At 61.8% G+C, this 21532-nt stretch carries 20 protein-coding genes; 7 read left to right on the top strand and 13 right to left on the bottom strand.

Annotated elements, in window-relative coordinates:
* Window positions 1–119: 119 nt before the first annotated feature.
* Window positions 120–1490 (top strand): TIGR03808 family TAT-translocated repetitive protein, encoded by a 1371-nt coding sequence (locus FHT84_RS18235; protein ID WP_113251065.1) that lies wholly within the window; start codon window positions 120–122, stop codon window positions 1488–1490.
* On the opposite strand, the gene FHT84_RS18230 is transcribed toward FHT84_RS18235, so the two are convergent.
* The 7 genes from FHT84_RS18230 to FHT84_RS18200 form a co-directional block, all read right to left on the bottom strand.
* Window positions 1487–2275: a crotonase/enoyl-CoA hydratase family protein gene (locus tag FHT84_RS18230; RefSeq protein WP_113251066.1), complete on the bottom strand. Its 789-nt coding sequence runs from the start codon at window positions 2273–2275 to the stop codon at window positions 1487–1489. The two genes, FHT84_RS18235 and FHT84_RS18230, sit on opposite strands and share 4 nt — an antisense overlap.
* The gene (locus tag FHT84_RS18225; protein ID WP_112340291.1) at window positions 2272–3141 is read right to left on the bottom strand and encodes a hydroxymethylglutaryl-CoA lyase; all 870 of its coding nucleotides are present in this window, start codon (window positions 3139–3141) and stop codon (window positions 2272–2274) included. Before FHT84_RS18225 ends, FHT84_RS18230 begins: the two co-directional genes overlap by 4 nt.
* Complete coding sequence (locus FHT84_RS18220; RefSeq protein ID WP_112340290.1) at window positions 3138–5126, bottom strand: acetyl/propionyl/methylcrotonyl-CoA carboxylase subunit alpha; 1989 nt, start codon at window positions 5124–5126, stop codon at window positions 3138–3140. The genes FHT84_RS18225 and FHT84_RS18220 overlap by 4 nt, the downstream gene beginning before the upstream one ends.
* Before the next feature lie 9 nt (window positions 5127–5135).
* Window positions 5136–5519 (bottom strand): RidA family protein, encoded by a 384-nt coding sequence (locus FHT84_RS18215; RefSeq protein WP_112340289.1) that lies wholly within the window; start codon window positions 5517–5519, stop codon window positions 5136–5138.
* Between the two features lie 10 nt (window positions 5520–5529).
* Window positions 5530–7137, bottom strand: coding sequence for a carboxyl transferase domain-containing protein (locus FHT84_RS18210; RefSeq protein WP_112340288.1), 1608 nt, complete (start codon window positions 7135–7137; stop codon window positions 5530–5532).
* 35 nt (window positions 7138–7172) lie between these two features.
* Window positions 7173–8336, bottom strand: a complete 1164-nt coding sequence (locus FHT84_RS18205; protein ID WP_112340287.1) for an isovaleryl-CoA dehydrogenase — start codon at window positions 8334–8336, stop codon at window positions 7173–7175.
* 86 nt (window positions 8337–8422) lie between these two features.
* A complete protein-coding gene (locus FHT84_RS18200) occupies window positions 8423–11905 on the bottom strand; it encodes an indolepyruvate ferredoxin oxidoreductase family protein (RefSeq protein ID WP_113251067.1) in 3483 nt (1160 codons plus the stop codon).
* A 340-nt stretch (window positions 11906–12245) separates the two neighbouring features.
* Between FHT84_RS18200 and FHT84_RS18195 the strand changes: the two genes are divergently transcribed.
* Window positions 12246–12905: a glutathione S-transferase family protein gene (locus tag FHT84_RS18195; RefSeq protein WP_112340285.1), complete on the top strand. Its 660-nt coding sequence runs from the start codon at window positions 12246–12248 to the stop codon at window positions 12903–12905.
* A 6-nt stretch (window positions 12906–12911) separates the two neighbouring features.
* Here FHT84_RS18195 and FHT84_RS18190 read toward each other — a convergent pair whose 3' ends face one another.
* Window positions 12912–13808 (bottom strand): LysR substrate-binding domain-containing protein, encoded by an 897-nt coding sequence (locus tag FHT84_RS18190; RefSeq protein WP_112340284.1) that lies wholly within the window; start codon window positions 13806–13808, stop codon window positions 12912–12914.
* 151 nt (window positions 13809–13959) lie between these two features.
* Here FHT84_RS18190 and FHT84_RS18185 point away from each other — a divergent pair, with 151 nt between their 5' ends.
* Both FHT84_RS18185 and FHT84_RS18180 read left to right on the top strand, forming a co-directional pair.
* A complete protein-coding gene (locus FHT84_RS18185) occupies window positions 13960–14145 on the top strand; it encodes a hypothetical protein (protein WP_112340283.1) in 186 nt (61 codons plus the stop codon).
* Between the two features lie 27 nt (window positions 14146–14172).
* Window positions 14173–14529 carry an MmcQ/YjbR family DNA-binding protein gene (locus FHT84_RS18180; RefSeq protein WP_112340282.1) on the top strand — a complete coding sequence of 119 codons (357 nt, stop codon included), beginning with the start codon at window positions 14173–14175 and terminating at the stop codon, window positions 14527–14529.
* A 6-nt stretch (window positions 14530–14535) separates the two neighbouring features.
* On the opposite strand, the gene FHT84_RS18175 is transcribed toward FHT84_RS18180, so the two are convergent.
* Window positions 14536–15156: a glutathione S-transferase N-terminal domain-containing protein gene (locus tag FHT84_RS18175; RefSeq protein WP_112340281.1), complete on the bottom strand. Its 621-nt coding sequence runs from the start codon at window positions 15154–15156 to the stop codon at window positions 14536–14538.
* Window positions 15157–15310: 154 nt separating this feature from the next.
* On the bottom strand, window positions 15311–15667 hold the full coding sequence (locus tag FHT84_RS18170; RefSeq protein WP_112340280.1) for a DUF4406 domain-containing protein: 357 nt from the start codon (window positions 15665–15667) through the stop codon (window positions 15311–15313).
* Between the two features lie 126 nt (window positions 15668–15793).
* Here FHT84_RS18170 and FHT84_RS18165 point away from each other — a divergent pair, with 126 nt between their 5' ends.
* Window positions 15794–16549, top strand: a complete 756-nt coding sequence (locus FHT84_RS18165) for a DeoR/GlpR family DNA-binding transcription regulator (protein ID WP_112340356.1) — start codon at window positions 15794–15796, stop codon at window positions 16547–16549.
* A 139-nt stretch (window positions 16550–16688) separates the two neighbouring features.
* Window positions 16689–17177 carry a DUF2127 domain-containing protein gene (locus FHT84_RS18160; RefSeq protein ID WP_112340279.1) on the top strand — a complete coding sequence of 163 codons (489 nt, stop codon included), beginning with the start codon at window positions 16689–16691 and terminating at the stop codon, window positions 17175–17177.
* A gap of 109 nt (window positions 17178–17286) precedes the next feature.
* Here the strand turns inward: FHT84_RS18160 and FHT84_RS18155 are convergent, their stop codons facing one another.
* Window positions 17287–18294: an asparaginase gene (locus FHT84_RS18155; protein ID WP_112340278.1), complete on the bottom strand. Its 1008-nt coding sequence runs from the start codon at window positions 18292–18294 to the stop codon at window positions 17287–17289.
* A gap of 99 nt (window positions 18295–18393) precedes the next feature.
* Window positions 18394–19020: a MarR family transcriptional regulator gene (locus tag FHT84_RS18150; protein WP_112340277.1), complete on the bottom strand. Its 627-nt coding sequence runs from the start codon at window positions 19018–19020 to the stop codon at window positions 18394–18396.
* A gap of 99 nt (window positions 19021–19119) precedes the next feature.
* Here FHT84_RS18150 and FHT84_RS18145 point away from each other — a divergent pair, with 99 nt between their 5' ends.
* Window positions 19120–20544 carry an MFS transporter gene (locus FHT84_RS18145; RefSeq protein WP_112340276.1) on the top strand — a complete coding sequence of 475 codons (1425 nt, stop codon included), beginning with the start codon at window positions 19120–19122 and terminating at the stop codon, window positions 20542–20544.
* Here the strand turns inward: FHT84_RS18145 and FHT84_RS18140 are convergent.
* Window positions 20525–21523: an NAD(P)H-quinone oxidoreductase gene (locus FHT84_RS18140; RefSeq protein WP_113251069.1), complete on the bottom strand. Its 999-nt coding sequence runs from the start codon at window positions 21521–21523 to the stop codon at window positions 20525–20527. The genes FHT84_RS18145 and FHT84_RS18140 overlap by 20 nt on opposite strands.
* Window positions 21524–21532 lie beyond the last annotated feature (9 nt).

The raw sequence follows: 21532 nt of genomic DNA, 5'->3' as shown, positions 1-21532 counted from the left end.
ATAGAAAAACGACGGGGCCTAGCCGGCCGAAAACATTTGAAGAGCGGCCTCTGTATCAAAACGACACAGACAGGCCTGGCATGATTTCTGCTTCATCGGCATAATTCCCGGAGCTCACAATGATCCAACGCCGCGCCTTCATCGCTTCCCTCGCCGCTTCGGCAGCGGCTGGCCTGCTTGCGCCCCGCGTTGTTGCCGCGTCGCTGGCCAAGATGACGGGTGCCGAGCTGCGGGGGCCGATCGATGCCATTGCGCTGAAGACGACGCCGGGAACCAGCGACGTCATGAGCGGCAAGCTGCAGGCGATGATCGACAATGCGGCGCGCAACAACATGCCGCTTTTCCTGCCACCAGGCACCTACAACATCTCCAACCTGACACTCCCTAATAATACGTGCATCAGAGGTGTTCCCGGCGCTTCGCGGCTGGTCTATAGCGGCGACGGCCATTTGATGAATGCGGACAAGGCCAGACGCATCGAGCTTTCCGGCCTTGTGCTCGATGGCGGCAATCGCTGGCTTGCCGATTATGCAGGCGGCCTCCTGCAATTTACCGGTGTCGACGAGGTGCTGATCGACAATTGCGAAGTTACCGGCAGCCGCAAGCATGCGCTGCAGCTCGAACGCTGCGGCGGCCGGATCGAGCGCAGCCGCATCTCCGGAGCGGCGGAAGCCGGGATCTATTCCGTCCAGTCGGCCGGTTTGACGGTGACAGGCAATCGCGTCGAGGATTGCGGCAATGGCGGCATCCTGATCCATCGCTGGGAAAAGGCCGAGGATGGCAGCAGCGTCACCGGCAACCGCATTGCCCGCATTCGCGCCAATGGCGGCGGCACCGGCCAGAACGGCAACGGCATCAATGTTTTCCGCGCCGATGGCGTGACGGTTTCGGGTAACCAGATCGCGGATTGCGCCTTCACCGCCGTCCGCGCCAACTCGGCATCGAATGTGCAGATCTCGAACAATCAGTGCCTGCGCTCAGGCGAGACGGCCATCTACTGCGAATTCGAGTTCATTGGCGCCACGATCGACAACAACCTGATCGATGGCGCCGCCAACGGCATTTCGGTCACCAATTTCGATAGGGGCGGCAGGCTCGCCTCGGTGACGGGCAATGTCATCCGCAACCTCTCGCTCACCGCACCCTACGCGCAAGATGGCGGCTTTGGCATCGGCATCTCGGCCGAAGCCGATACGCTTGTTGCCGATAATGTCATCGAGAATGCACCGCTCTGGGGCTTGAGGCTCGGCTGGGGTCAATATCTCCGCGACGTCGTCGCGACAGGCAATATCGTCCGACATGCCGGCATCGGCTGCGTGGTCTCGGTCGCCGACGGCGCCGGCTCCGCGGTGATTGCTGGCAATCTCTTTCAGGAGATGCAGCACGCCGCGATCATGGGCTTCCGCTGGGACAAGCCGGCATCGAGCGAGCTGATCAAGGGAAGCATGCAGTTTCCGCAGCTGACCATCGAAAACAACAAACTCGTTTAGGCCGACCGCCAGTTCGGCTGCCGCTTTTCGAAGAAGGCGGTGACGCCCTCCTTCGCCTCCTCGGTCTCCCAGGCATCGGCCAATTGCTCGACGACGTGATCGATCATGCCGTCGGTGATCGGCCTGCCGACGGAGCGAGCCAGGGCCTTGGCGCGGGCGGCCGCCTGCGGCGACGCCGCCAGGAAATGGCGGACCTCCGCTTCCACGGCTTCATCCAGCGCCTCTTCCGCCACGACCCGCGACAAGAGGCCGGCGGCATGCGCCTGCCAGGCATCGATGATCTTGCCGGAGAGGAAGAGCGGACGGGCATTCGTCTCGCCGATCCGGGCGATGATATAAGGGCTGATGGTGGCGGGAATGATGCCAAGGCGCACCTCAGTCAGGCCGAAGCGGGCGGTCGATGCCGATATCACCATGTCGCAGACACTGAGGATGCCGATGCCGCCACCGAAGGCATTGCCATGGACACGGGCGACCAGTGGCTTGGGCAGCTCGTTCAGTGCCTTGAACAACGTGGCAAGCCGCCGCGCCTCGACCATGCGTCCGGCGCGCGTTGTGTCGAATTGGTCGCGCATCCAGCCGAGGTCGCCGCCTGCGCAGAAGCTCGCACCCTCGCCGGTGAGCACGACGACCCTCACCGCCTTGTCGCGGGCGAGATCGTGCGTTGCCGCCGTCAAGGCATCGATCATTTCAGCCGACAGGGCGTTGTGCTTTTCGGCGCGCGCCAACGTGAGATGGGCAACACCGCGGTCATCGGTAGTGATGCGGATCGTTTGCGATGTCATGAGGTGCTCCTGAGGCTGCGGGCAAAGGCGGCGGCGCGGGCAAGTTTTTCATCGTCGAGGCCGGTCTCGAAGCCGTGCAGCGCCAGATAGTGGTGAACCGCCACGGTATCGACATTGCCCTTCGCGCCGGGGGCGAAGGGGCAGCCGCCAAGACCGCCGGCGGCAGCGTCGAACACCCGCAGACCCCGGTCGAGAGCGACACCGATATTGTCCAATGCCCGGCCTGACGTATCGTGAAAATGGCCGGCCAGCATGGCGGCGGGGAGTTCGGCAAGAACGGCCTCCAGCATTCTGTCCACGGCCTCCGGTTCGCCTCTGCCGATCGTGTCGCCAAGGCTGATCTCATGGCAGCCGAGCGCCTGCAATTGCCGGGCAACGCTCACGACGTTTTGCGGCGGCACGGCGCCCTCATAGGGGCATTCGGCGACGCAACTGACATAGCCCCGCAACGGAATGCCGCGATCCCTGCTGGCTGCCGCGACCGGCCGGAAGCGTTCGATGCTTTCGGCGATCGAGCAATTGATATTGCGCATGGAGAAGGCTTCGGATGCTGAGGCGAAGATCGCCACCTCATCGGCACCGGCGGCAAGTGCTGCCTCAAAACCCTGCATGTTGGGTGCCAGCGCTGCGTAGCGGACACCGGAATGCCGCTTTATCCCGGCCATGACCGCGGCGGCATCGGCAAGCTGCGGCACCCATTTCGGACTGACGAAGCTGGTGACCTCGATGCGCTCGAAACCGCAATCGGAGAGCAGATCCACCAGCTCGATCTTGCGCGCGGTATCGACCGGCTTTTTCTCATTCTGCAGGCCGTCGCGCGGCGCCATTTCGACGATGGTGACCTGATTGGAAAGCTTCTCGGTCATGCCGCGTCCTCCGGTCGAAGCGAGAGAAGCACGGCGCTTTCGCTGGTCTGATCCCCCTCGCCGACATGCAGGCTTTCGACAATGCCGTCGCGCGCCGCCGAAAGCGTCAGCTCCATCTTCATGGCTTCCATGATGATCAGCGCCTGCCCCTTCGCCACCGCGTCGCCCTCGCGCACGCGGACGATCTTGACGAGACCGGGCATCGGCGCAATGACGCGATCATCGCCGCTAGCAGCCTCCTCCGCGCCGTCAAGCGGATCGAGCCGGTGGAAATGATGGGTGTGCCCGTCGAGGAACAATGTCAGGCCCGCCGATGTTGCGAAGATATCGACATGGGTCTGCCGGCCGTCGATTTCGACACGCCGGGCAACATCATCGTCTTCGAAGAGACGGACGAGAATGGAGCGATCTTCGAAGGCGACACTGAAAAACATCCGACCCTTTGCAGTCACCCGGCAATTCTTATGGCTGCCGGCAAAGTGCAGCGTAACTGGACGGCTTGCTTCGCCCCAAAGCTGCCAGGCGCCGAGCGAATGCCAGGGATCGTTGCCAGCGGTTTCAGCAAAGCCGCCCGCCTCGACAACGGCGGCGATGGCAAGGGCTGCGTCATCGGGCTGCTGCGTCGCGGTCAGCGCTTCCGCGTTTCGGTCGATCAGTCCGGTATCCGGACGGCCGGCGGCGAAATCCGACTGGCGGCTGAGCCGTATGAGAAAATCCAGATTGGTCGTGGTCCCGGCGACCTGCGCCTGCTCCAATCCGCGCGTGAGCTTCGCCAAAGCAGCGGCGCGATCCGGGGCGTGCACCGTCAGCTTTGCGATCAGCGGATCGTAGTGCGGAGTGATGCTGTCGCCCTCGCGCACGCCCGCGTCGATGCGGACATCGCCTTCGGGAAAGCGAAGGCGGGAAAGCGTGCCGGTTGCCGGCAGGAAGCCGCGCGAGGGGTCTTCGGCATAGATACGGGCTTCGACAGCCCAACCGTTTATGGTGAGCTCACCTTGCGTTTTCGGCAGCGGCTCGCCGCTCGCCACGCGCAATTGCCACTCCACCAGATCGACGCCGGCGATCGCCTCGGTGACGGGGTGTTCGACCTGCAGGCGGGTATTCATTTCCATAAAGAAGAAGCGATCCGGCGACAGACCGTCGGAAACATCGGCGATGAATTCGACGGTACCGGCGCCGCGATAATCGATGGCGCGGGCGGCGCGAACCGCCGCTTCGCCCATGGCGCTACGCATCTCCTCTGTCATGCCGGGCGCCGGCGCCTCCTCGATCACCTTCTGGTGCCGGCGCTGCAGCGAACAATCGCGCTCGAAGAGGTGCACGACATTGCCCTGGCTGTCGCCGAACACCTGGATCTCGATATGGCGCGGCTTGACGAGATATTTTTCGATGAGCACGGCATCGTCGCCGAAAGCGGATTTCGCCTCGCGCTTTGCCGCCTGCAGCGAGGCGTCGAAATCCTCCAGCCGGTCGACGCGGCGCATGCCCTTGCCGCCGCCGCCCGCCCGCGCCTTGATGAGAATGGGAAAGCGGATGTTATCAGCTTGCTCGGTAAGAAAGCCGGGATCCTGCCTATCGCCATGATAGCCGGGAACGACGGGCACGCCGGCCCGCTCCATCAGCGCCTTGGCCGCATCCTTGAGCCCCATGGCTCGGATCGAGGCCGGCGACGGACCGATGAAGACGAGACCAGCGGCCTCGACCGCCCCGGCGAAATCGGCATTTTCCGAGAGAAAGCCGTAACCAGGATGGATGGCCTCTGCGCCGGCCCGCTTTGAGGCGGCAATGATCTTCTCTTTCGAAAGATAGCTTTCGCTCGCAGCCGCCGGGCCGATATGAACGCCCTCGTCGGCCAGCGCCACGTGCAGCGCATCCCGATCGGCGTCGGAAAAGACGGCGACCGTGCGGATGCCCAGGCGCCTTGCGGTGTGGATGACCCGACAGGCGATTTCCCCGCGATTGGCGATCAGTATCTTCGAAAACATCGGCTGACCCTATTGCGCGGCAATGACTTCGACTTCAAGCAGCCAGGCCTTGTCGAAAATGCCGGCAATCACGACAGTCATCGCCGGCGCGAGCGAGCCGAGATATTCGCTGCGGATCTCGCGGTTCTCCATCGTGTGATGACGGTCGGCGAGAAAAGTCGTGACCTTGACGATGTCGTCCTTCGTCATGCCGGCCGCCTTCAATTGAGCGTCGATATTGTGCCAGACCTGGCGGGCCTGCGCCTGAAAGCCTTCCGGCAGGGTGTCGTCGACATCGGTCGGAATCTGGCCGCTGATGAAAAGCAATCGCTCGAAATTCTCCAGCTTCACGGCCTGTGCGTAGCCGCCGCGGGGCTGCGGCGCATTCTTGGCATTGATGGCATCGCGTTTCATCTCCATCTCCTCACATCCTGAACAGACCGAAGCGTGTGTCTTCGATCGGCGCGTTAAGTGCTGCTGAAAGCGAAAGAGCCAGCACATCGCGGCTCTTGCGCGGATCGATAATGCCATCGTCCCAGAGGCGGGCCGATGCATAGAGCGGGTGGCTCTGGGTCTCGAACATCCTGAGTGTCGGCGCCTTGAAGGCGGCCTCTTCCTCTTTCGTCCAGGGCTTGCCGGCACGGGCCAGCGCCTCGCCGCGTACGGTGGAGAGCACGCCCGCCGCCTGTTCCCCGCCCATGACCGATATGCGGCTGTTGGGCCAGGTCCAGAGGAAGCGCGGTGAATAGGCGCGACCGGCCATGCCGTAATTGCCAGCACCGAAGGAGCCGCCGATCAGCATGGTGATCTTCGGAACCTTGGTCGTAGCCACGGCCGTCACCAGCTTGGCGCCGTTCTTGGCGATGCCCTCGGTTTCGTATTTGCGGCCGACCATGAACCCGGTGATGTTCTGCAGGAAGACCAGCGGGATCTTGCGCTGCGAGCAAAGCTCGACGAAATGCGCGCCCTTCAGCGCCGACTCCGAGAAGAGAACGCCGTTGTTGGCTATGATGCCGACTGGGATGCCATGGATGTGAGCGAAGCCGCAGACCAGCGTCGTACCGTAGCGCGCCTTGAACTCATCGAGGCAGGAGCCGTCCACCATACGGGCGATGACCTCGCGTACGTCATATGGCGTGCGCAGGTCGGAGGGGACGATGCCGAGAATATCCTCGGGATCGTAGAGTGGTGCCTCGGGCGTCCGAAGCTCGACACTCTCGGGTTTGCGGCGGTTGAGATTGGCGACCGCCTGCCGGGCCAGCGCAAGCGCATGGGCGTCGTCACGCGCCAGATAATCGGCAACCCCGGAAAGGCGCGTATGCACATCGCCGCCACCGAGATCTTCGGCCGAGACCACTTCCCCGGTCGCCGCCTTGACCAGCGGCGGACCGGCGAGAAAGATCGTACCCTGCTTCTCGACGATGATGGCTTCATCCGACATGGCCGGTACATAGGCGCCACCCGCGGTGCAGGACCCCATGACGACGGCGATTTGCGGAATGCCCGCCGCTGACATATTGGCCTGATTGTAGAAGATGCGGCCGAAATGATCGCGATCGGGAAACACCTCGTCCTGGTTCGGCAGGTTGGCGCCGCCGGAATCGACGAGGTAGATGCAGGGCAGATTGTTCTCGGCCGCGATCTCCTGCGCACGCAGATGCTTCTTCACCGTGATGGGATAATAGGTACCACCTTTGACCGTGGCATCGTTGCAGACGATCATGCAATCGCGGCCGGAAACGCGGCCTATACCGGCGATCAGGCCGGCACCCGGCGCCTCGCCGCCATAGAGACCATGAGCGGCAGTCGTCCCGATTTCCAGAAACGGCGTGGCGGGATCGATCAGGCCGGCGACGCGATCGCGCGGCAGCATCTTGCCACGGCTGACATGGCGCTCGCGCGCCTGCGCCCCTCCGCCTTCCGCCGCCTGCGACGCCGCAGCCTCAGCGACGCCGATCGCCTCCAGCATGGCGGCGCGATTGTCGCGGAAGCGATCCGTATGCGTCGATATCTCTGACTTCAGGACGGTCATGCGGCCTCGCGGATCGAGTAAAATGGAATTCGAAATCAGGCCGTTTCGCCGAACAACTCGCGGCCGATCAGCATGCGCCGGATTTCGGATGTACCGGCGCCGATCTCATAGAGCTTGGCGTCGCGCAGCAGCCGTCCGGCGGGATAATCATTGGTATAGCCATTGCCGCCGAGCGCCTGGATGCATTCGAGCGCCAGCGCCGTCGCCTTTTCAGCGGAGTAGAGAATGCAGCCTGCGGCATCCTTGCGGGTCGTCTCGCCGCGATCGCAGGCGGCGGCCACCGCATAGACATAGGCGCGCGCGGCATTCATCGTCACATACATGTCGGCGAGCTTGCCCTGCATCAGCTGGAATTCGCCGATCGATTGGCCGAACTGCTTGCGCTCATGCATGTAGGGCAGCACCACATCCATGCAGGCGGCCATGATGCCGATGGGACCGCCCGAGAGCACGACGCGCTCGTAATCGAGACCCGACATCAGCACGCGCACGCCGCCATCCACCTGACCTAGAACATTCTCCTCCGGCACTTCACAATCGAGGAAGATCAGCTCCGAGGTGTTTGAACCGCGCATGCCGAGCTTGTCGAGCTTCTGGCCCACGGAGAATCCGGGGAAGCCTTTCTCGACGATGAAGGCGGTGATCCCTCGCGGGCCGGCATCCGGCGAGGTCTTGGCGTAGACGACGAGAACATCCGCATCCGGACCGTTGGTGATCCACATCTTGCTGCCGTTCAGCACATAGCGGCGGCCGCGCCTTTCGGCACGCAACTTCATGGAGACGACATCGGAGCCGGCGTCGGGCTCCGACATCGCCAATGCACCGATATGCTCGCCTGAAATCAGCTTCGGCAGGTAGTGCTCCTTCTGCGCCGTCGTGCCGTTGCGATGGATCTGGTTGACGCAGAGGTTGGAATGGGCGCCGTAGCTCAGGCCGACGGAGGCGGAAGCGCGGCTGATTTCCTCCATCGCCACCGTATGGGCGAGATAACCGAGGCCCGCTCCGCCAAAGGCTTCGTCGACGGTGATCCCAAGCAGGCCGAGATCACCCATCTCCCGCCACAGATGCATCGGGAAACTGTTGTTGCGGTCGATCTCATCGGCAAATGGTGCGATACGGTTGGCAGCAAAACGGCGCACCTGTTCGCGCAACGCCTCGATGTCCTCGCCAAGCGCAAAGTTCAATCCCCCTGCAAACATCCGGCTTCTCCTCCCGATCGTCCCGAACGCGCGATCCTTACGAACCTATATCTCTTCATACCCGCTTCAAGTTTCGGCCGGCGCCGTCATGCAGCATCGGCAGGCATAGGCTGTTTGCCCTGCTTCTCCTGCGGCGACTCATAGGCCTTCAGCTTGTCAGCGATTTTCACGGTGATCCTGCGGGCGGCCTCCTCCTTGACCGGTCCGAAGCCCCTTATCTCATCAAAGAGCGAGAGGATGGCAAGGGCCTCGGCCTCGTTGTCGTGGCGCAGACCGGCGAGCACCCGCTCGGCAACCCCTTCATATTCAGCAATCAGGCGACGCTCCAGCCGGCGTTCCGCCATATAGCCGAAGGGATCGAAGGGCGTGCCGCGCAGACGCTTCATCGGCGCAAGCGCCCGCAGCACCGGTAGGATCCATGCGCCGAACTCCCGCTTCTTCGGCCGGCCGTTCGGATCCTTGCCGCCAAGGATGGGCGGCGCGAGATTGAGGGCCAGCTTGAAGTCGCCTTCCATCTCCTCGCGCAGATGCGCCTCGAAAGCGGGATCCGTCAGCAGGCGGGCGACCTCGTATTCATCCTTGTAGGCCAGAACGCGTGCATAGGTGACGGCAACGGCAAAGGGCACCTTATCCGAAAGCCGCTCTTTTGCGGCCAGCGCATTGGCGCGGGCGACAAAAGCGGCATAGCGTTCGGCAAGGGCTGCATTCTGATAGGCCGTCAGGTGAGCCTTGCGATGCTTGATGAGCTCGTCGAGGCTCATCTCCGCCAGGGTCCTGCCCTTCTCCGGCTCGGCCATCATGGCATGCACGGCCTGCGGATCGTGCGCCAGAAGCCGTCCCCACTGGAAGGCGGAAAGGCTGGCCTTGACCGCGACGCCGTTCAGTTCGATCGCCTTTTCGATCGCCTCGAGCGACAGCGGCAGTAGGCCGCGCTGCCAGGCAAAGCCGGTCAGCAGGATATTGGTCGATATGGCATCGCCGGTCACCTCGGTCGCGACGTGGTTGAAATCGAGGAAGACGGACTTCTCGCTGACGGTCTTTGCGATGGTGTGCTGTATCGAGCCGGTCTTGAAATCGAAATCGCGGTTGCGGACGAAATCGGCGACCGGCATGAGCCCAGTGTTGACGATGGCTGTCGTGCGCCCCGGCGAGCAGAGCGTGATCGCATCCTTGGAGGCACCCACCACCTCGTCCGCGGCAAACAGGAGATCCGCGCCGCCATTGACGATGCGCGAGGAGGTGACATCGGCCTGATTATGGCCAATGCGCAGATGGCTCATGACCGCGCCGCCCTTCTGGGCAAGGCCGGCCATGTCGAGGATCATCGGCACCTTGCCGTCCAGATGCGCAGCCATGCCGAGGATAGCGCCGATGGTCAGGATGCCCGTGCCGCCGACGCCGGCAATCGCAATATTCCAGGGCCGATCGCCAATGACGGGAATTTCGGGCATCGGCACATCGACATCGGCATGATCAAGTGCTTTGCGCTTGCGGCGCTTGCCGCCATGAACCGTCACGAAGGACGGGCAGAAGCCTTTTACGCAGGAGAAATCCTTGTTGCAGCTCGACTGGTTGATCTGGCGCTTGCGGCCGAATTCGGTTTCCAGCGGCTCGACGGAGATGCAGTTGGACTGCACAGAGCAATCGCCGCAGCCCTCGCAGACAGCCGGATTGATGAAGACGCGCTTCGCCGGGTCTTCCATCAGCCCGCGGCTGCGGCGACGGCGCTTTTCGGCCGCGCAGGTCTGGACATAGACGATCGCCGAACACCCCTCGGTCTCGCGCAGCGTCAGCATTACCTGATCGATATGGTCGCGATGCAGCACCTTGACGCCGGGCGCGAGTTCCGAAGCGCGATAGGCGGCGGGATTGTCCGAAAGCAGATAGATCGGCTTGACGCCCTCGTCATGCAGCTGCTTCGTCACCAGCTGCGGCGTCAGATAGCCGTCGATCGGCTGGCCGCCGGTCATGGCGACGGCATCATTGTAGAGCAGCTTGTAGGTGACGTTGACCTTGGAGGCGACGGACTGGCGGATGGCGAGAATGCCGGAGTGAAAATAGGTGCCGTCGCCGAGATTGACGAACATGTGCTTTTCATCGGTGTAACGCGCAATCGCTGTCCATGGCACGCCTTCACCGCCCATCTGGGTGAAGGTCTCGGTGTTGCGGTCCATCCAGGTGACCATGTAGTGGCAGCCGATGCCGGCAATGGCGCGGCTGCCTTCAGGGACGCGGGTCGACGTATTGTGCGGACAGCCGGAGCAGAAGAAGGGTGTGCGGTTCAGCGGCGCGACATGGCTGCGGCTGATCTGGCCGCGCTCGGCAAGATAGGCAAGCTTGGCGGCGATGCGGTCATGCAGGCCCTGATCGAGATCGAGCTTGACGATGCGCCCTGCGATCGCTCGCGCCACTGCGCCCACCGTCAATGCCGCCGATAGGCTGAGATAGGGCTTGTCGTGCTCATCGAACTTGCCGACGATGCGCGGACGGACATCGGCACGCCAGTTGAAGAGTTGCTGCTTGATCTGGTTTTCGATGATCTCGCGGCGCTCCTCGACGACAAGAACCTCGTCGAGCCCTTCCGAGAAATGTCTGACAGCCTCGGGCTCCAGAGGCCAGGGCATACGCACTTTCAAGATACGCAGGCCGATCGCGGCCATTTCCTGAGGGCCGATCTCCAGCTCGCGCAGCGCCTGCAGCACATCCTCATAGGCCTTGCCGGACGAGATGATGCCGAGGCGGGCGTTCGGCACATCATGCGTGATTTCATCGACGCGATTGGCACGGGCAAAGGCGATGGCCGCATAGGCCTTATAAGTCTGCAGCCGATCGTCCTGCACCAGCGGCGGATCGGGCCAGCGTAAATTCAAACCACCGGGCGGCATTTCGAAATCGGTCGGCAGGACGAATTGCCGCCTTTCCCCCGAGAGATCGATGGCAGCCGTCGTTTCTATGGTGTCGGCGATGAACTTCATGCCGACCCAGCAGCCGGAATAACGCGACATGGCGATGCCGAGCAGGCCGTATTCGAGGAATTCGTGGATGGACGATGGATAGATGACCGGGATGACCGCAGACATGAAATCATGGTCGGTCTGGTGCGGCATGGTGGAGGATTTGGCGGAATGATCGTCGCCGGCGAAACAGAGGACGCCGCCATGCTTGGAGGTGCCAGCGGCATTGCCGTGCTTCAGCACATCACCGGAGCGGTCGACGCCGGGGCCTTTACCATACCAGATGCCGAGCACACCATCCTTGCGGGCGCCGGGCGAAAGGCCGACCTGCTGTGAGCCCCAGACGGCCGTCGCGGCAAGATCCTCGTTGATCCCGGGCTGGAAGGTGACGTCGTGGGCGTCGAGATAAGTCTTGGCTTTCAAGAGCTGCTGGTCGTAACCGCCGAGCGGCGAGCCGCGATAGCCTGAAATGAAGGCTGCCGTATTGAGGCCGGCAGCGCGGTCGCGCCGCATCTGCGTCATGGGCAGGCGTACCAGCGTCTGCAGGCCGGTCATGAAGACGCGGCCTTCCTCTGCGGTATATTTGTCGTCTAGCGATACACTGGTCGCAAGCATCTGCTCTCCTCCCGAGATCGCAGTCATCGAATGCGCATGTTTAATTTCGCCGGAAGCCTCCTACCGCTTCCGATGAAAATCATGCTGGAATTCTAGCATGCGCCGACGCTAATTTCCGAACGAAGGCGAAGCATCAACAGCATGATTTGCAAAGAATTGGGGGACTTGTCTGATATTTTCGTGCTTGTCCTATGCCAGCCATCAGCCCTCGGAGGACGAGGCGGCCCAGCTATCTATACACCATTCCATCACAAGCTTTCATCGAGATATCAGCGGCAAGGCCTTCCGCTCCTCCCAAGCGACCAATAATGTCGCGCCGACTCGAATCTGGGAGACCCATATGCTGACGATCTACGGTGTCTATCGCTCGCGCGCTTCGCGCAACTATTGGATGGCTAATGAGCTCGGCGTCGAGTTCAAATCCGTGCCTGTCATCCAGGCGAGCCGGCTGCCCAACCCGCTTGCCGCCGATGCGCCGATCAATACGATGTCGCCGGAGTTCCTGGCCGTCAATCCGATGGGCATGATCCCCTGCATCAAGGACGGCGATCTCGTCCTGCATGAATCGCTCGCCATCAACCTTTACCTCGCGCGCAAGTATGGCGGTCCGCTGGCCGGCAAAACGATCGAGGAAGAAGGGCAGATGTCGATGTGGACCATGTGGGCGGCAACCGAAGTCGAGCCCTACAGCGTCGCGCTCGTCCGCATCTATGACAATGCCCAGGAAAACAGCGAGGCCGGCAAGACGGGGATCGCAGTCGCCTGCCGCTCACTGAAGAAACCGCTCGACGTGCTGGAAAAGCACCTGCAAAACCAGGACTATCTCGTCGGCAATCGCTTCACCGCCGCCGATCTCAATCTCGCGGAAGTACTGCGCTACGCCCAGACCGAACAGGAATTGTTCGATGCGCGTCCGAAGATGAAAGCCTGGATCGAGCGTTGCCAGTCGCGCGATGCTTACAAGGCCATGCAGGCGACGCGCGCTCAGGAGCCGATCTGATAGCTTCTATCGGAAGAGACGCATGCTCTCTTCCATCTCTTCGCGAATCCAGGCCTTGAAGGCGGTCACCTTCTTAGGTTCGCGCACGCCTTCGGCGGTGACGAAATAATGGCCGAAGCCCGTCTTTACACGGATGCCGAAGGGATCGACGAGGCATTTCTGCTGAAGGGCATAGGCAGCCAGCGTCTGCCAGGCGAGCATCACCCCCTGCCCCGCTATAGCCGCATCCAGACAGAGCGACGCGTCATTGAAGATGTGCCGCTCTTCCATGCAATGGCCTGAAAGCCCGGCTTTGCGCAGCCAGACCTCCCAGCCGAACATCGCGTGTCCGTCGATCACGGCGGGGACTTTCAGGAGATCGGCCGGTTCCCGCAGCGTGGCGGCGATCTGCGGCGTAACCACCGGGAACACTTCCTGCGCCAGCAGCAGCTCGGCTTTGACATCGGGCCATTGCCCACTGCCGACGCGAATGCCGATATCGACATCCGACGTCGCCGGATTGATGAGCCGCGTGGTGGCATCGATGCGCAGGCGGATATCCGGGTGGCGGCTGGCGAAGCGGTCGAGCCGATAAACCAACCAACGGGCTGCAAAAACCGGCGCGACCGAAATCGTGAGGATATTTTCATCCTTGTGCTGCGCAAGCGCGACTGCGGCCGCAAGCGCCTGAAAGCCCTCGCCAAGCCTCGTCAATACCGCCAGCCCCGATGCCGTGGCCGTCATGCCTTTTGGAGTTCGCTCGAATAGTGGCCGCCCGAGCTGCGCCTCCGCCTTGATGACCTGCTGACTAACCGCGCCGACCGTTACGCCAAGTTCGTCGGCGGCCGCCTGCAGCGAACCGAGCCGCCCGACCGCCTCAAGAGCGCGCAAGCCATTCAGATGAACGTTGTTGAGATTTCTCATTATAGAATATCTATATCAGCATCTCGGCATTCTCAATTGCGCAAAGCGGGAATACGCGCGATTATTGCAATATGAAATTGAAAAGTGCCGCTACCCCGCCGGCCGATGCTCCTTGGGTTGCATCGATGCGGGGATCCAAGGAGGCAATCACATGTCGATCTTGAAGCTTTTCTTCAATCATCTACAGGAAGAGGATCGCGAACAGGAAAACGATCCGCTGCAGCACCCAATGCTCGCGAGCATGTCGCTGGAAGAACTGGCCGACCTGCCGCTCATGCCGGAAAATCTCGGGCGGCCTATAGACAAACGGTGCGTTCAGCCGGAAGAATGCGCCTGACAGAGACCTGCTCTATATCCGTAAAACATGACATCGGTCATCGATATGGACGTCATCGCCCAACGATTGCAGCGGCTTATCGCGCAAGCCCGGCTGCCGGCGGTTGAACCCGGCCTGCATTACGGCCTACCGGCTTTCAAGGTCGGCGGCAAGGCATTCGTGACGGTGAAGAATAACGAGACCATCGTGCTGTCGCTGCCGCTCGACCGCAAGGAGCAGCTGATGGAAATGGCGCCGGAGATCTATTTCCAGACCGATCACTATGTCGGCTGGCCATCCCTGCCGCTGCGCATTGGTGCGATCGATGACGAGGAACTAGAGCTACGCTTGATCGAGGCGTGGCGATACCGCGCCCCGAAAAAACTTCTGGCAACGTTCGGCTGATCCACATCAGCCCTGTTCGACGGCAAGCGCCTTCTGAACGGCCGGGCGCTCGAGCATGCGCTGATAATGCGCGCTGACCTTGGGGAACTGTTTGATATCGACACCGTCTCCCGGCAGCCACTTCTCCATGGTGAAGAGATAGCCGTCTGCGACGGTATATTGCTCTCCCATTACCCAAGAGCCTTTCAGCATCTTGTCCTCGATCAAGGCGAAGCTTTCGGTCATGGTCTGCGGCACCTTGGCCTTCATTGCCTCGATGGCAGCGGGATCGTCGGTCCAGCGGTAGCCGCGTCCCTTGTGTGAATGGTTCACGTGAACGGTGGTCGCGATATAGCTGTTGAAGGATTGCATCTGCGCGAATTCGAAGGGATCGTCGAGCGGTGCCAGCTTGGCGGCCGGTGCGATCTGGGCGATATAGGCCATGATCGCGATATTCTCGGTGATGACGCCTCTGTCGGTCACCAGGGCCGGAACGCGACCTTTGGGATTGATGGCCAGATAGTCCGGCTGGCGCTGATCGCCATTGGCGAGGTTGAGGCGACGGTGCTCATATGCGAGACCAGATTCTTCCAGGGCGATGAGACTGGCGAGCGCGCAGCTTCCGGGCGCAAAATAGAATGTCAGCATGTTCCGTTCCTCGATTGAATTCCGCGAGGAAGCTAAAGCGAACCCGGCCGATACGGAAGTGGGTGATGCTGATGGGCGCCACAAAAGGTTTTGATCGATCGGCCATGCACGCCCATCCCCATGGGCTGGCTCAATGGGGATGGGCGGCTCGCGTTCAGGCGCAGCCGGGCACGTCTTCCAGCCTGTGCCAGACGGGAATGCCGCGCTCGCGGGCGATACGGACATCATTGTCGGCGCCCTTGGAGTCGCCGGGCAATCTCAGCACACCCTCGCAAAGCTGCAGCAGGCGGCCAGCTGTCGGGTGGAAGATCTCTTCATAGAGATCGTCCCCGACGCGCTTGCCGCCGGCGGCGTGCCAGACCGGCAGCGCAACCCACTCGCCGATCATGGGAAGATGGCCTGCCTTGAACAGAGCATAGGACGGCTCCTCTAGGCGCTTGAGGTTTTCTGCCATCTTTTTCGGATCATCGCCGGTGCCGGAGCGATACGGGCCTGCAATCAGGATCAACATGTCATGTCTCCATTCTGAACACCTGCTTCCTGCAGGAATTTGCACGAATATGCGCATATTTCCTTGAATGTCGAATCGATTCTGATAAATTCGTGATCATTCGTGATATATCGTGCAGAGATGGACATGCTGACCAGCCAACGCAAAGCCCTCATCCTCGACAGATTGCGCTGGGACGGCCAAGTGATCGCCAAGGTTCTGGCCGATGAACTCGATCTGTCCGAAGACACGATCCGCCGGGATCTGCGAGAGATGGCAGCGGAGAAGCTGCTGAAGCGCGTGCATGGCGGCGCACTGCCGCTGTCACCTGAGCTACCCGATTTCACCGCTCGGCAGACAGTCTCCTCCGATGCGAAGCGACGGCTCGGCACCTATGCGGCCAAGATGATCCAGCCGGGCCAGACGGTGTTTCTCGATGGCGGCACCACCAATGCCGAGATCGCTCGTCAGCTCCCGAAGGATCTTGCCGCCACCATCGTCACCCACAGCCCGACGATCGCTGGCGAACTGGAGCATCATCCCGCCGCCGAGGTGATCCTCATTGGCGGCAAGCTCTACAAGCATTCGATGGTGGCGACGGGTGCGGCCGCCATGGCGATGATCGCCTCCATAAGGGCTGACATCTTCTTTCTGGGGGTCACAGCTATCCATCCCGCCCGCGGCTTTTCGACCGGCGATTTCGAGGAGGCGGCTATCAAGCGGCATATCGCCCATTGCTCGGCCGAAACCTATGTACTGGCGACGGGCGAAAAGCTTGATGCGGCCTCCCCATACCAGATCCTGCCGATGAAGGATGTGTCAGGCCTCGTTGTGCCGTCCGATATTGCGGAAGAAAGCCTGGCACCCTATCGGGAGACCGAGCTTGCACTCTTGCTGGCCTGACGTCGGTTGCGAGTCCGCTTTACGCAATTTGCATTATCATCATCATACGGCCGAAGATTGATCCTATGCCGCTCACACATCGGCCTGCCTTGCCGTTGTTGCCGATCAAGCCTGCATCACCATGCCCAAGAGATCGCCCGTGAACGAACGCCGCATTCATCAGCTCTTCGAAATCAGTGTTCTCCTGAAGGGCGCGCATGCCTTGATCGAATGCATCGGCGGCATCGTGCTTGCGCTCGTCAGCACCGAGTCCATCCTTCGCCTGGCAAACAGGATCACGCAGCCCGAGCTGCTCAACGATCCCAAGGACTTTATCGCGACACACTTGCTCGCGTGGGCGCAGGATTTCTCGGTCGGCACAAAGGACTTCTATGCCTATTATCTGCTCAGCCACGGGCTGGTGAAGGTGCTGCTCGTCATCGGGCTGCTCAAGGGCAAGATGTGGGCCTATCCGGCTTCACTGGTCGCCCTGGGGCTTTTCATCGTCTACCAGCTCTACCGCTTCACCGAAACGCACGGGATCGGGCTTGTCATTCTCACCGTCTTCGACCTGGTGGTGATGATCCTGATCTGGAAGGAATACAGGATCGTCCGGCAGCATGCGCCCGCCCGGCAGACGATCGGCTGAACCGAAGAACGGAGGCTAGAGCAATTCCAGGAAAAGTGCGCAGCGGTTTTCCGTCCGGAATTGCGTGAAAACAAAGAGATAGAGCGGTTCGGGGATTCCGTGAACCGCTCTAGGCAGTCAATGCAGCTGCCGGCATGATATTGCCGACATGGATGCCGTTCCAGTTCCTGAAAGACCTGTCGGCCATCGCCATGAGGCCGGCATGTACTGCGTCGTCTTTCTCGAAGAAACGGGCCAGCACCGCCGCGACCATGACCTCCGCGGCACGAGTCGTGCCATCGTCGCATTTGAGCGCGATGGCAATACCCTGCTCGGGGATCGCGGCACAAAACACGCCTTCGGCGCCGGTCTTGGCGAAAATACGGCCGGGAGCGATCTGCATGAGTTTGGTGCAGGCGCGATCGGTGCCGGCGACGTAAAACGGTTCGGCCATGCAGGCCTCCAACAGCCGGCGGGACGCCTTGGCGCGCAGCGGCTCCAGGCCGGCGCCCGTCGCCATCCTGGCAAAGCCATGTGCCAGTCCCTTTAGCGGCACCGCATAGGTCGGGATCGAGCAGCCGTCCGTGCCGCAATTGTCATGGGCAAGAACGGTGCCGGTCAGGCTCCGCATGGTGTCGCGGATCTGCTGCTGCAGCGGGTGATCGTAGCCGACATAGCCCCTGGGATCGATATCCTGATGGCAGCAGGCGCAGACGAAGCCGGCGTGTTTGCCGGAGCAATTGTTATGCAGCGCCGTCGGCTTGTCGATGGTGCGGGCCTGATGGATGAGGGTCTTCTGGTCGAAGGACCAATGGGCGCCGCATTCGAGCGTGCCGACATCGCGACCGGCTCGCGCCAGCATCGAGGCGGCGAGCGCCACATGCTCGTCCTCGCCATTGTGGGATGAGCAGGCGAGTGCCAATTCCTTGTCACCAAAGCCATAGGCATCCGCGGCACCGCTTTCGACCAACGGAAGCGCCTGCATCGCCTTGCAGGCAGAACGCGGAAAGACGCCGCTTTCGATATCGCCGAGCGAGAAGACCAGCTTTCCATCGCCATCGACGACAACGACCGAGCCACGGTGATGGCTTTCGACCTGGTTGCCACGGGTGACATCGACGCAGACGGGATTGGACATGATGGAAGCTGCCTTTAATTTGCCAGACGGGCAGTGATAGCCGCTGCACCATTGATTGCCAATCGCCGATGCCGGCGGCCAGCATCAAAAAGCGATCTCTCAGGCCGCGTCGCGGATCCTGTAGGCGCAACGCCGGGCGCCGAGCAGAATATGCTCCTCCCGTTCGACATCAGCGCCGAGCACCATGCGAAAAGTCTCCAGCTCGGATCGGCAGAAGCCGGCACAGGCAGATGCGGCCGCGCAGATGGGGCAATGGTTCTCCACCAGCACCAGCGAACCGTCCTCGTCCTGCCAGTGATCGGCCATATAGCCTTCCCGCGTGCGGATAGCTACGAGGCTTGCGACGCGCGACGGCAGATTGGCCGCCATATCGATCTCGCTGCGGTAGCGCCGAAGCGTTTCCGTTTCGCGGGCGGAGATGACGGTGTCGACGGCGCCCTGTCCCAACTGGCTGGCCATGGTCGCAAGCAACGTGGCGGTCAGATCCGCGTGGCCATCGGGAAATCGCTTGTTGCCGTCAGCCGTCAGATGCCAGAGCTGGCGCGGTCTGCCCCTGCCGGCTGCCGCCTCCGCCACCGGCTCGACCAGTCCCTCCTCCGCCATCTTCGTTAGCTGCTGACGGGCCGCCTCCGACGATATGCCGAGCGCATCGCCGATGGCGGCTGCCAGCTGCGGCCCGTCGGTTTTCAACAGGATCAGAATTCGATTGGCGGGTGACTGACGCATTTTTCCAAGTTTTCTCTTGTTTTAATCTGGCGAGGATGTAATTTCCAAATTATAACTTGGAAAATAATCAACCGCTAGGGAAATACCGAGGATCGCCCGATGTCCAGCATCGAAACCACTGTTCCCCTCAAATCAGCCTCCATCTTCACGCTGTTCTCGCCAAGACTTCTGCCTGCGACACTGATGCTGGGCGGGGGCGTCACGCTTTATGCCGTTGAATCCTACATCACCGCCACGATCGCCCCCTCGATCGTGCGCGACATCGGCGGCCTCGAATTATTCTCATGGATGACGACGCTTTTCGTCGCCGCAGGCGTGCTTGGCTCCATCACGGTTGCGACCAGGCCGAAGGGAATAGGCTTGCGCGCCGTCTATGTTGCAGCGGCACTCGCCTTTGGCGTCGGCAGCCTCGCTTGCGCTATCGCGCCCACCATGCCCGTGCTGCTGATCGGGCGCGCCGTTCAGGGCTACGGCTCCGGCATGTTGTCCGGACTTGCCTATGCTTTCATCCGCTTCATCTATCCGGAACCCCTGTGGCGCAGGGCCTCGACGCTCTACGCCGCCATCTGGGGCGTAGCGACGGTACTTGGACCGACGCTCGGCGGCCTCTTCGCCGCGGGGAGCGCCTGGCGGGAGGCCTTTCTCATCCTCGTGCCGGTGGCTGTCCTCATGGCGCTCTCGGGGCGCTGGCTGCTGCCCGATGTCGCGGACGATCGGATCGACACCAGAACGCCGCTGATCCAGATCATACTTCTGCTTGCCGCAGTTTTATTCGTCAGCATTGCCGGCACGATCGAACATGGATCCTACAAGGCCACGCTGATTGCGGTTTCGGTCGCTCTTGTTGCAACGATGGTGCTGATCGAGCGCAAGAGCGAGGTGCGCCTCCTGCCCTATGGGGCAGTCATGCTCAGCAACCCCATCGCGCGGCTCTATCTGACGATATTCACGATGATGCTGGTGCTGACGAGCGACATCTATATCCCCTACTTCCTGCAGACGCTCCATGGCGTAACGCCGCTGGTCTCGGGCTATCTCGTGGCGCTGGTGGCGCTCGGCTGGACCATTGCGGCCTTCTTCAGCAACTCCTTCTCGGGGAGGCCAGCGGCGGTCGCCATCATTGCCGGCTGCCTTCTGGAAACCGCAGCCACGGCATCGCTGATCCCATTCCTGGCGACCACAATGCCTTTCTCCGAACTCACGGAATTCACGCCGGCCGTGATCGCCATGTTCCTGATGGGCTTCGGCGTCGGCTTGGGATGGGCGCATCTCGTGACCAGAATCATCGGCATCGCTCGCAGGACCGAACAGGACAAGGCCTCGGCGGCGATCTCGATGACGCAGTCGCTGGGCGGCGCATTCGGTGCCGCGCTCGCGGGCGTCATTGTCAATGGCGCAGGCCTGACCCATCCGGGTGGCATTGCCGGCGGCCTCTCTGCCGCAACATGGCTCTATACGCTGATGGCCATACCTGGCCTCGTCGCCATCGCCCTGTCGCTGACGATCAAGCCAGCTTCAGCATGATCTTGCCGATGTGGTCGCTGCTTTCCATCAAGCGATGCGCCTCGACCACGTCGTCGAAAGAGAAGGTCCGATAAATGACCGGGGCGACGGTGCCTTCGTCCAGCAGCGGCCAGACCTGGGAGAGAAGGTCGTCGCGGATGGCACGCTTTTCCTCGGCCGTGCGCGGACGCATGGTCGAACCGGTCACGGTCAACCGCTTGACCATGATCGGCGCAAGGTTGGCCTTCTCCGCCACCGCACCGCCAAGGAAGGCAATAATGGAAAGGCAGCCGTCACGGGCAAGCGAAGCGAGGTTCTTTTCCAGATAGGCGGCGCCGATCATGTCGAGGATGATATCGACGCCATGTTCCGTCTCGGCCCTGATGACCTCGGCGAAATCCTCTTCTCTATAATTGATCGCCAGCTTGGCGCCGAGCTTCTCGCAGGCCTCGCATTTTTCCTTAGAACCGGCCGTGGTGTAGACCGTCGCGCCGAAGGCGCGGGCAAGCTGGATTGCCGTCGTGCCGATGCCGCTGGAGCCACCATGGATCAGCACGCTTTCACCTTCCGTCAGGCCGGCCATCTGGAAGAGATTGGCCCAGACCGTGAAGAACGTCTCAGGCAAAGCCGCTGCACGCACGGCGTCATAGCCATTCGGGAAACGAAGCGCCTGGCCGGCGGGCAGGACGCAATATTCGGCATAGCCGCCGCCATTGGCGACGCCGCAGACCTTGTTGCCGATGGCAAACTCCGTCACGCCCGGCGCGACGTCGACCACTTCGCCTGATATTTCGAGACCCAGGATGGGGCTTGCATCCTTCGGCGGCGGATAAATGCCCTGCCGTTGCGCCACATCCGGGCGGTTTACACCGGCAGCCTCGACACGGACGAGGATCTCGCCCGGTTTCAGGACCGGCAAAGGCCGGCGGCCGATGGTCATGACCTCCGGTCCGCCAAAGGATGGCAAATCCACGAAACGCATTTCAGATGGCAAGGGCATGGCGCTATC

This window comes from Rhizobium sp. BK289, from assembly GCF_014193575.1.
GTDB classification, from domain to species: domain Bacteria; phylum Pseudomonadota; class Alphaproteobacteria; order Rhizobiales; family Rhizobiaceae; genus Rhizobium; species Rhizobium tropici_C.
The sequence above is the reverse complement of the archived record's forward strand: the minus strand, read 5'-3'. Positions and strand labels throughout refer to the sequence as shown.

Excerpts from the sequence above, each read along its gene's own strand:
- FHT84_RS18235 (WP_113251065.1), top strand. The coding sequence starts at position 120 with ATGATCCAACGCCGCGCCTTCATCGCTTCCCTCGCCGCTTCGGCAGCG.
- FHT84_RS18230 (WP_113251066.1), bottom strand. The coding sequence starts at position 2,275 with ATGACATCGCAAACGATCCGCATCACTACCGATGACCGCGGTGTTGCC.
- FHT84_RS18225 (WP_112340291.1), bottom strand. The coding sequence starts at position 3,141 with ATGACCGAGAAGCTTTCCAATCAGGTCACCATCGTCGAAATGGCGCCG.
- FHT84_RS18220 (WP_112340290.1), bottom strand. The coding sequence starts at position 5,126 with ATGTTTTCGAAGATACTGATCGCCAATCGCGGGGAAATCGCCTGTCGG.
- FHT84_RS18215 (WP_112340289.1), bottom strand. The coding sequence starts at position 5,519 with ATGAAACGCGATGCCATCAATGCCAAGAATGCGCCGCAGCCCCGCGGC.
- FHT84_RS18210 (WP_112340288.1), bottom strand. The coding sequence starts at position 7,137 with ATGACCGTCCTGAAGTCAGAGATATCGACGCATACGGATCGCTTCCGC.
- FHT84_RS18205 (WP_112340287.1), bottom strand. The coding sequence starts at position 8,336 with ATGTTTGCAGGGGGATTGAACTTTGCGCTTGGCGAGGACATCGAGGCG.
- FHT84_RS18200 (WP_113251067.1), bottom strand. The coding sequence starts at position 11,905 with ATGCTTGCGACCAGTGTATCGCTAGACGACAAATATACCGCAGAGGAA.
- FHT84_RS18195 (WP_112340285.1), top strand. The coding sequence starts at position 12,246 with ATGCTGACGATCTACGGTGTCTATCGCTCGCGCGCTTCGCGCAACTAT.
- FHT84_RS18190 (WP_112340284.1), bottom strand. The coding sequence starts at position 13,808 with ATGAGAAATCTCAACAACGTTCATCTGAATGGCTTGCGCGCTCTTGAG.
- FHT84_RS18185 (WP_112340283.1), top strand. The coding sequence starts at position 13,960 with ATGTCGATCTTGAAGCTTTTCTTCAATCATCTACAGGAAGAGGATCGC.
- FHT84_RS18180 (WP_112340282.1), top strand. The coding sequence starts at position 14,173 with ATGACATCGGTCATCGATATGGACGTCATCGCCCAACGATTGCAGCGG.
- FHT84_RS18175 (WP_112340281.1), bottom strand. The coding sequence starts at position 15,156 with ATGCTGACATTCTATTTTGCGCCCGGAAGCTGCGCGCTCGCCAGTCTC.
- FHT84_RS18170 (WP_112340280.1), bottom strand. The coding sequence starts at position 15,667 with ATGTTGATCCTGATTGCAGGCCCGTATCGCTCCGGCACCGGCGATGAT.
- FHT84_RS18165 (WP_112340356.1), top strand. The coding sequence starts at position 15,794 with ATGCTGACCAGCCAACGCAAAGCCCTCATCCTCGACAGATTGCGCTGG.
- FHT84_RS18155 (WP_112340278.1), bottom strand. The coding sequence starts at position 18,294 with ATGTCCAATCCCGTCTGCGTCGATGTCACCCGTGGCAACCAGGTCGAA.
- FHT84_RS18150 (WP_112340277.1), bottom strand. The coding sequence starts at position 19,020 with ATGCGTCAGTCACCCGCCAATCGAATTCTGATCCTGTTGAAAACCGAC.
- FHT84_RS18145 (WP_112340276.1), top strand. The coding sequence starts at position 19,120 with ATGTCCAGCATCGAAACCACTGTTCCCCTCAAATCAGCCTCCATCTTC.
- FHT84_RS18140 (WP_113251069.1), bottom strand. The coding sequence starts at position 21,523 with ATGCCCTTGCCATCTGAAATGCGTTTCGTGGATTTGCCATCCTTTGGC.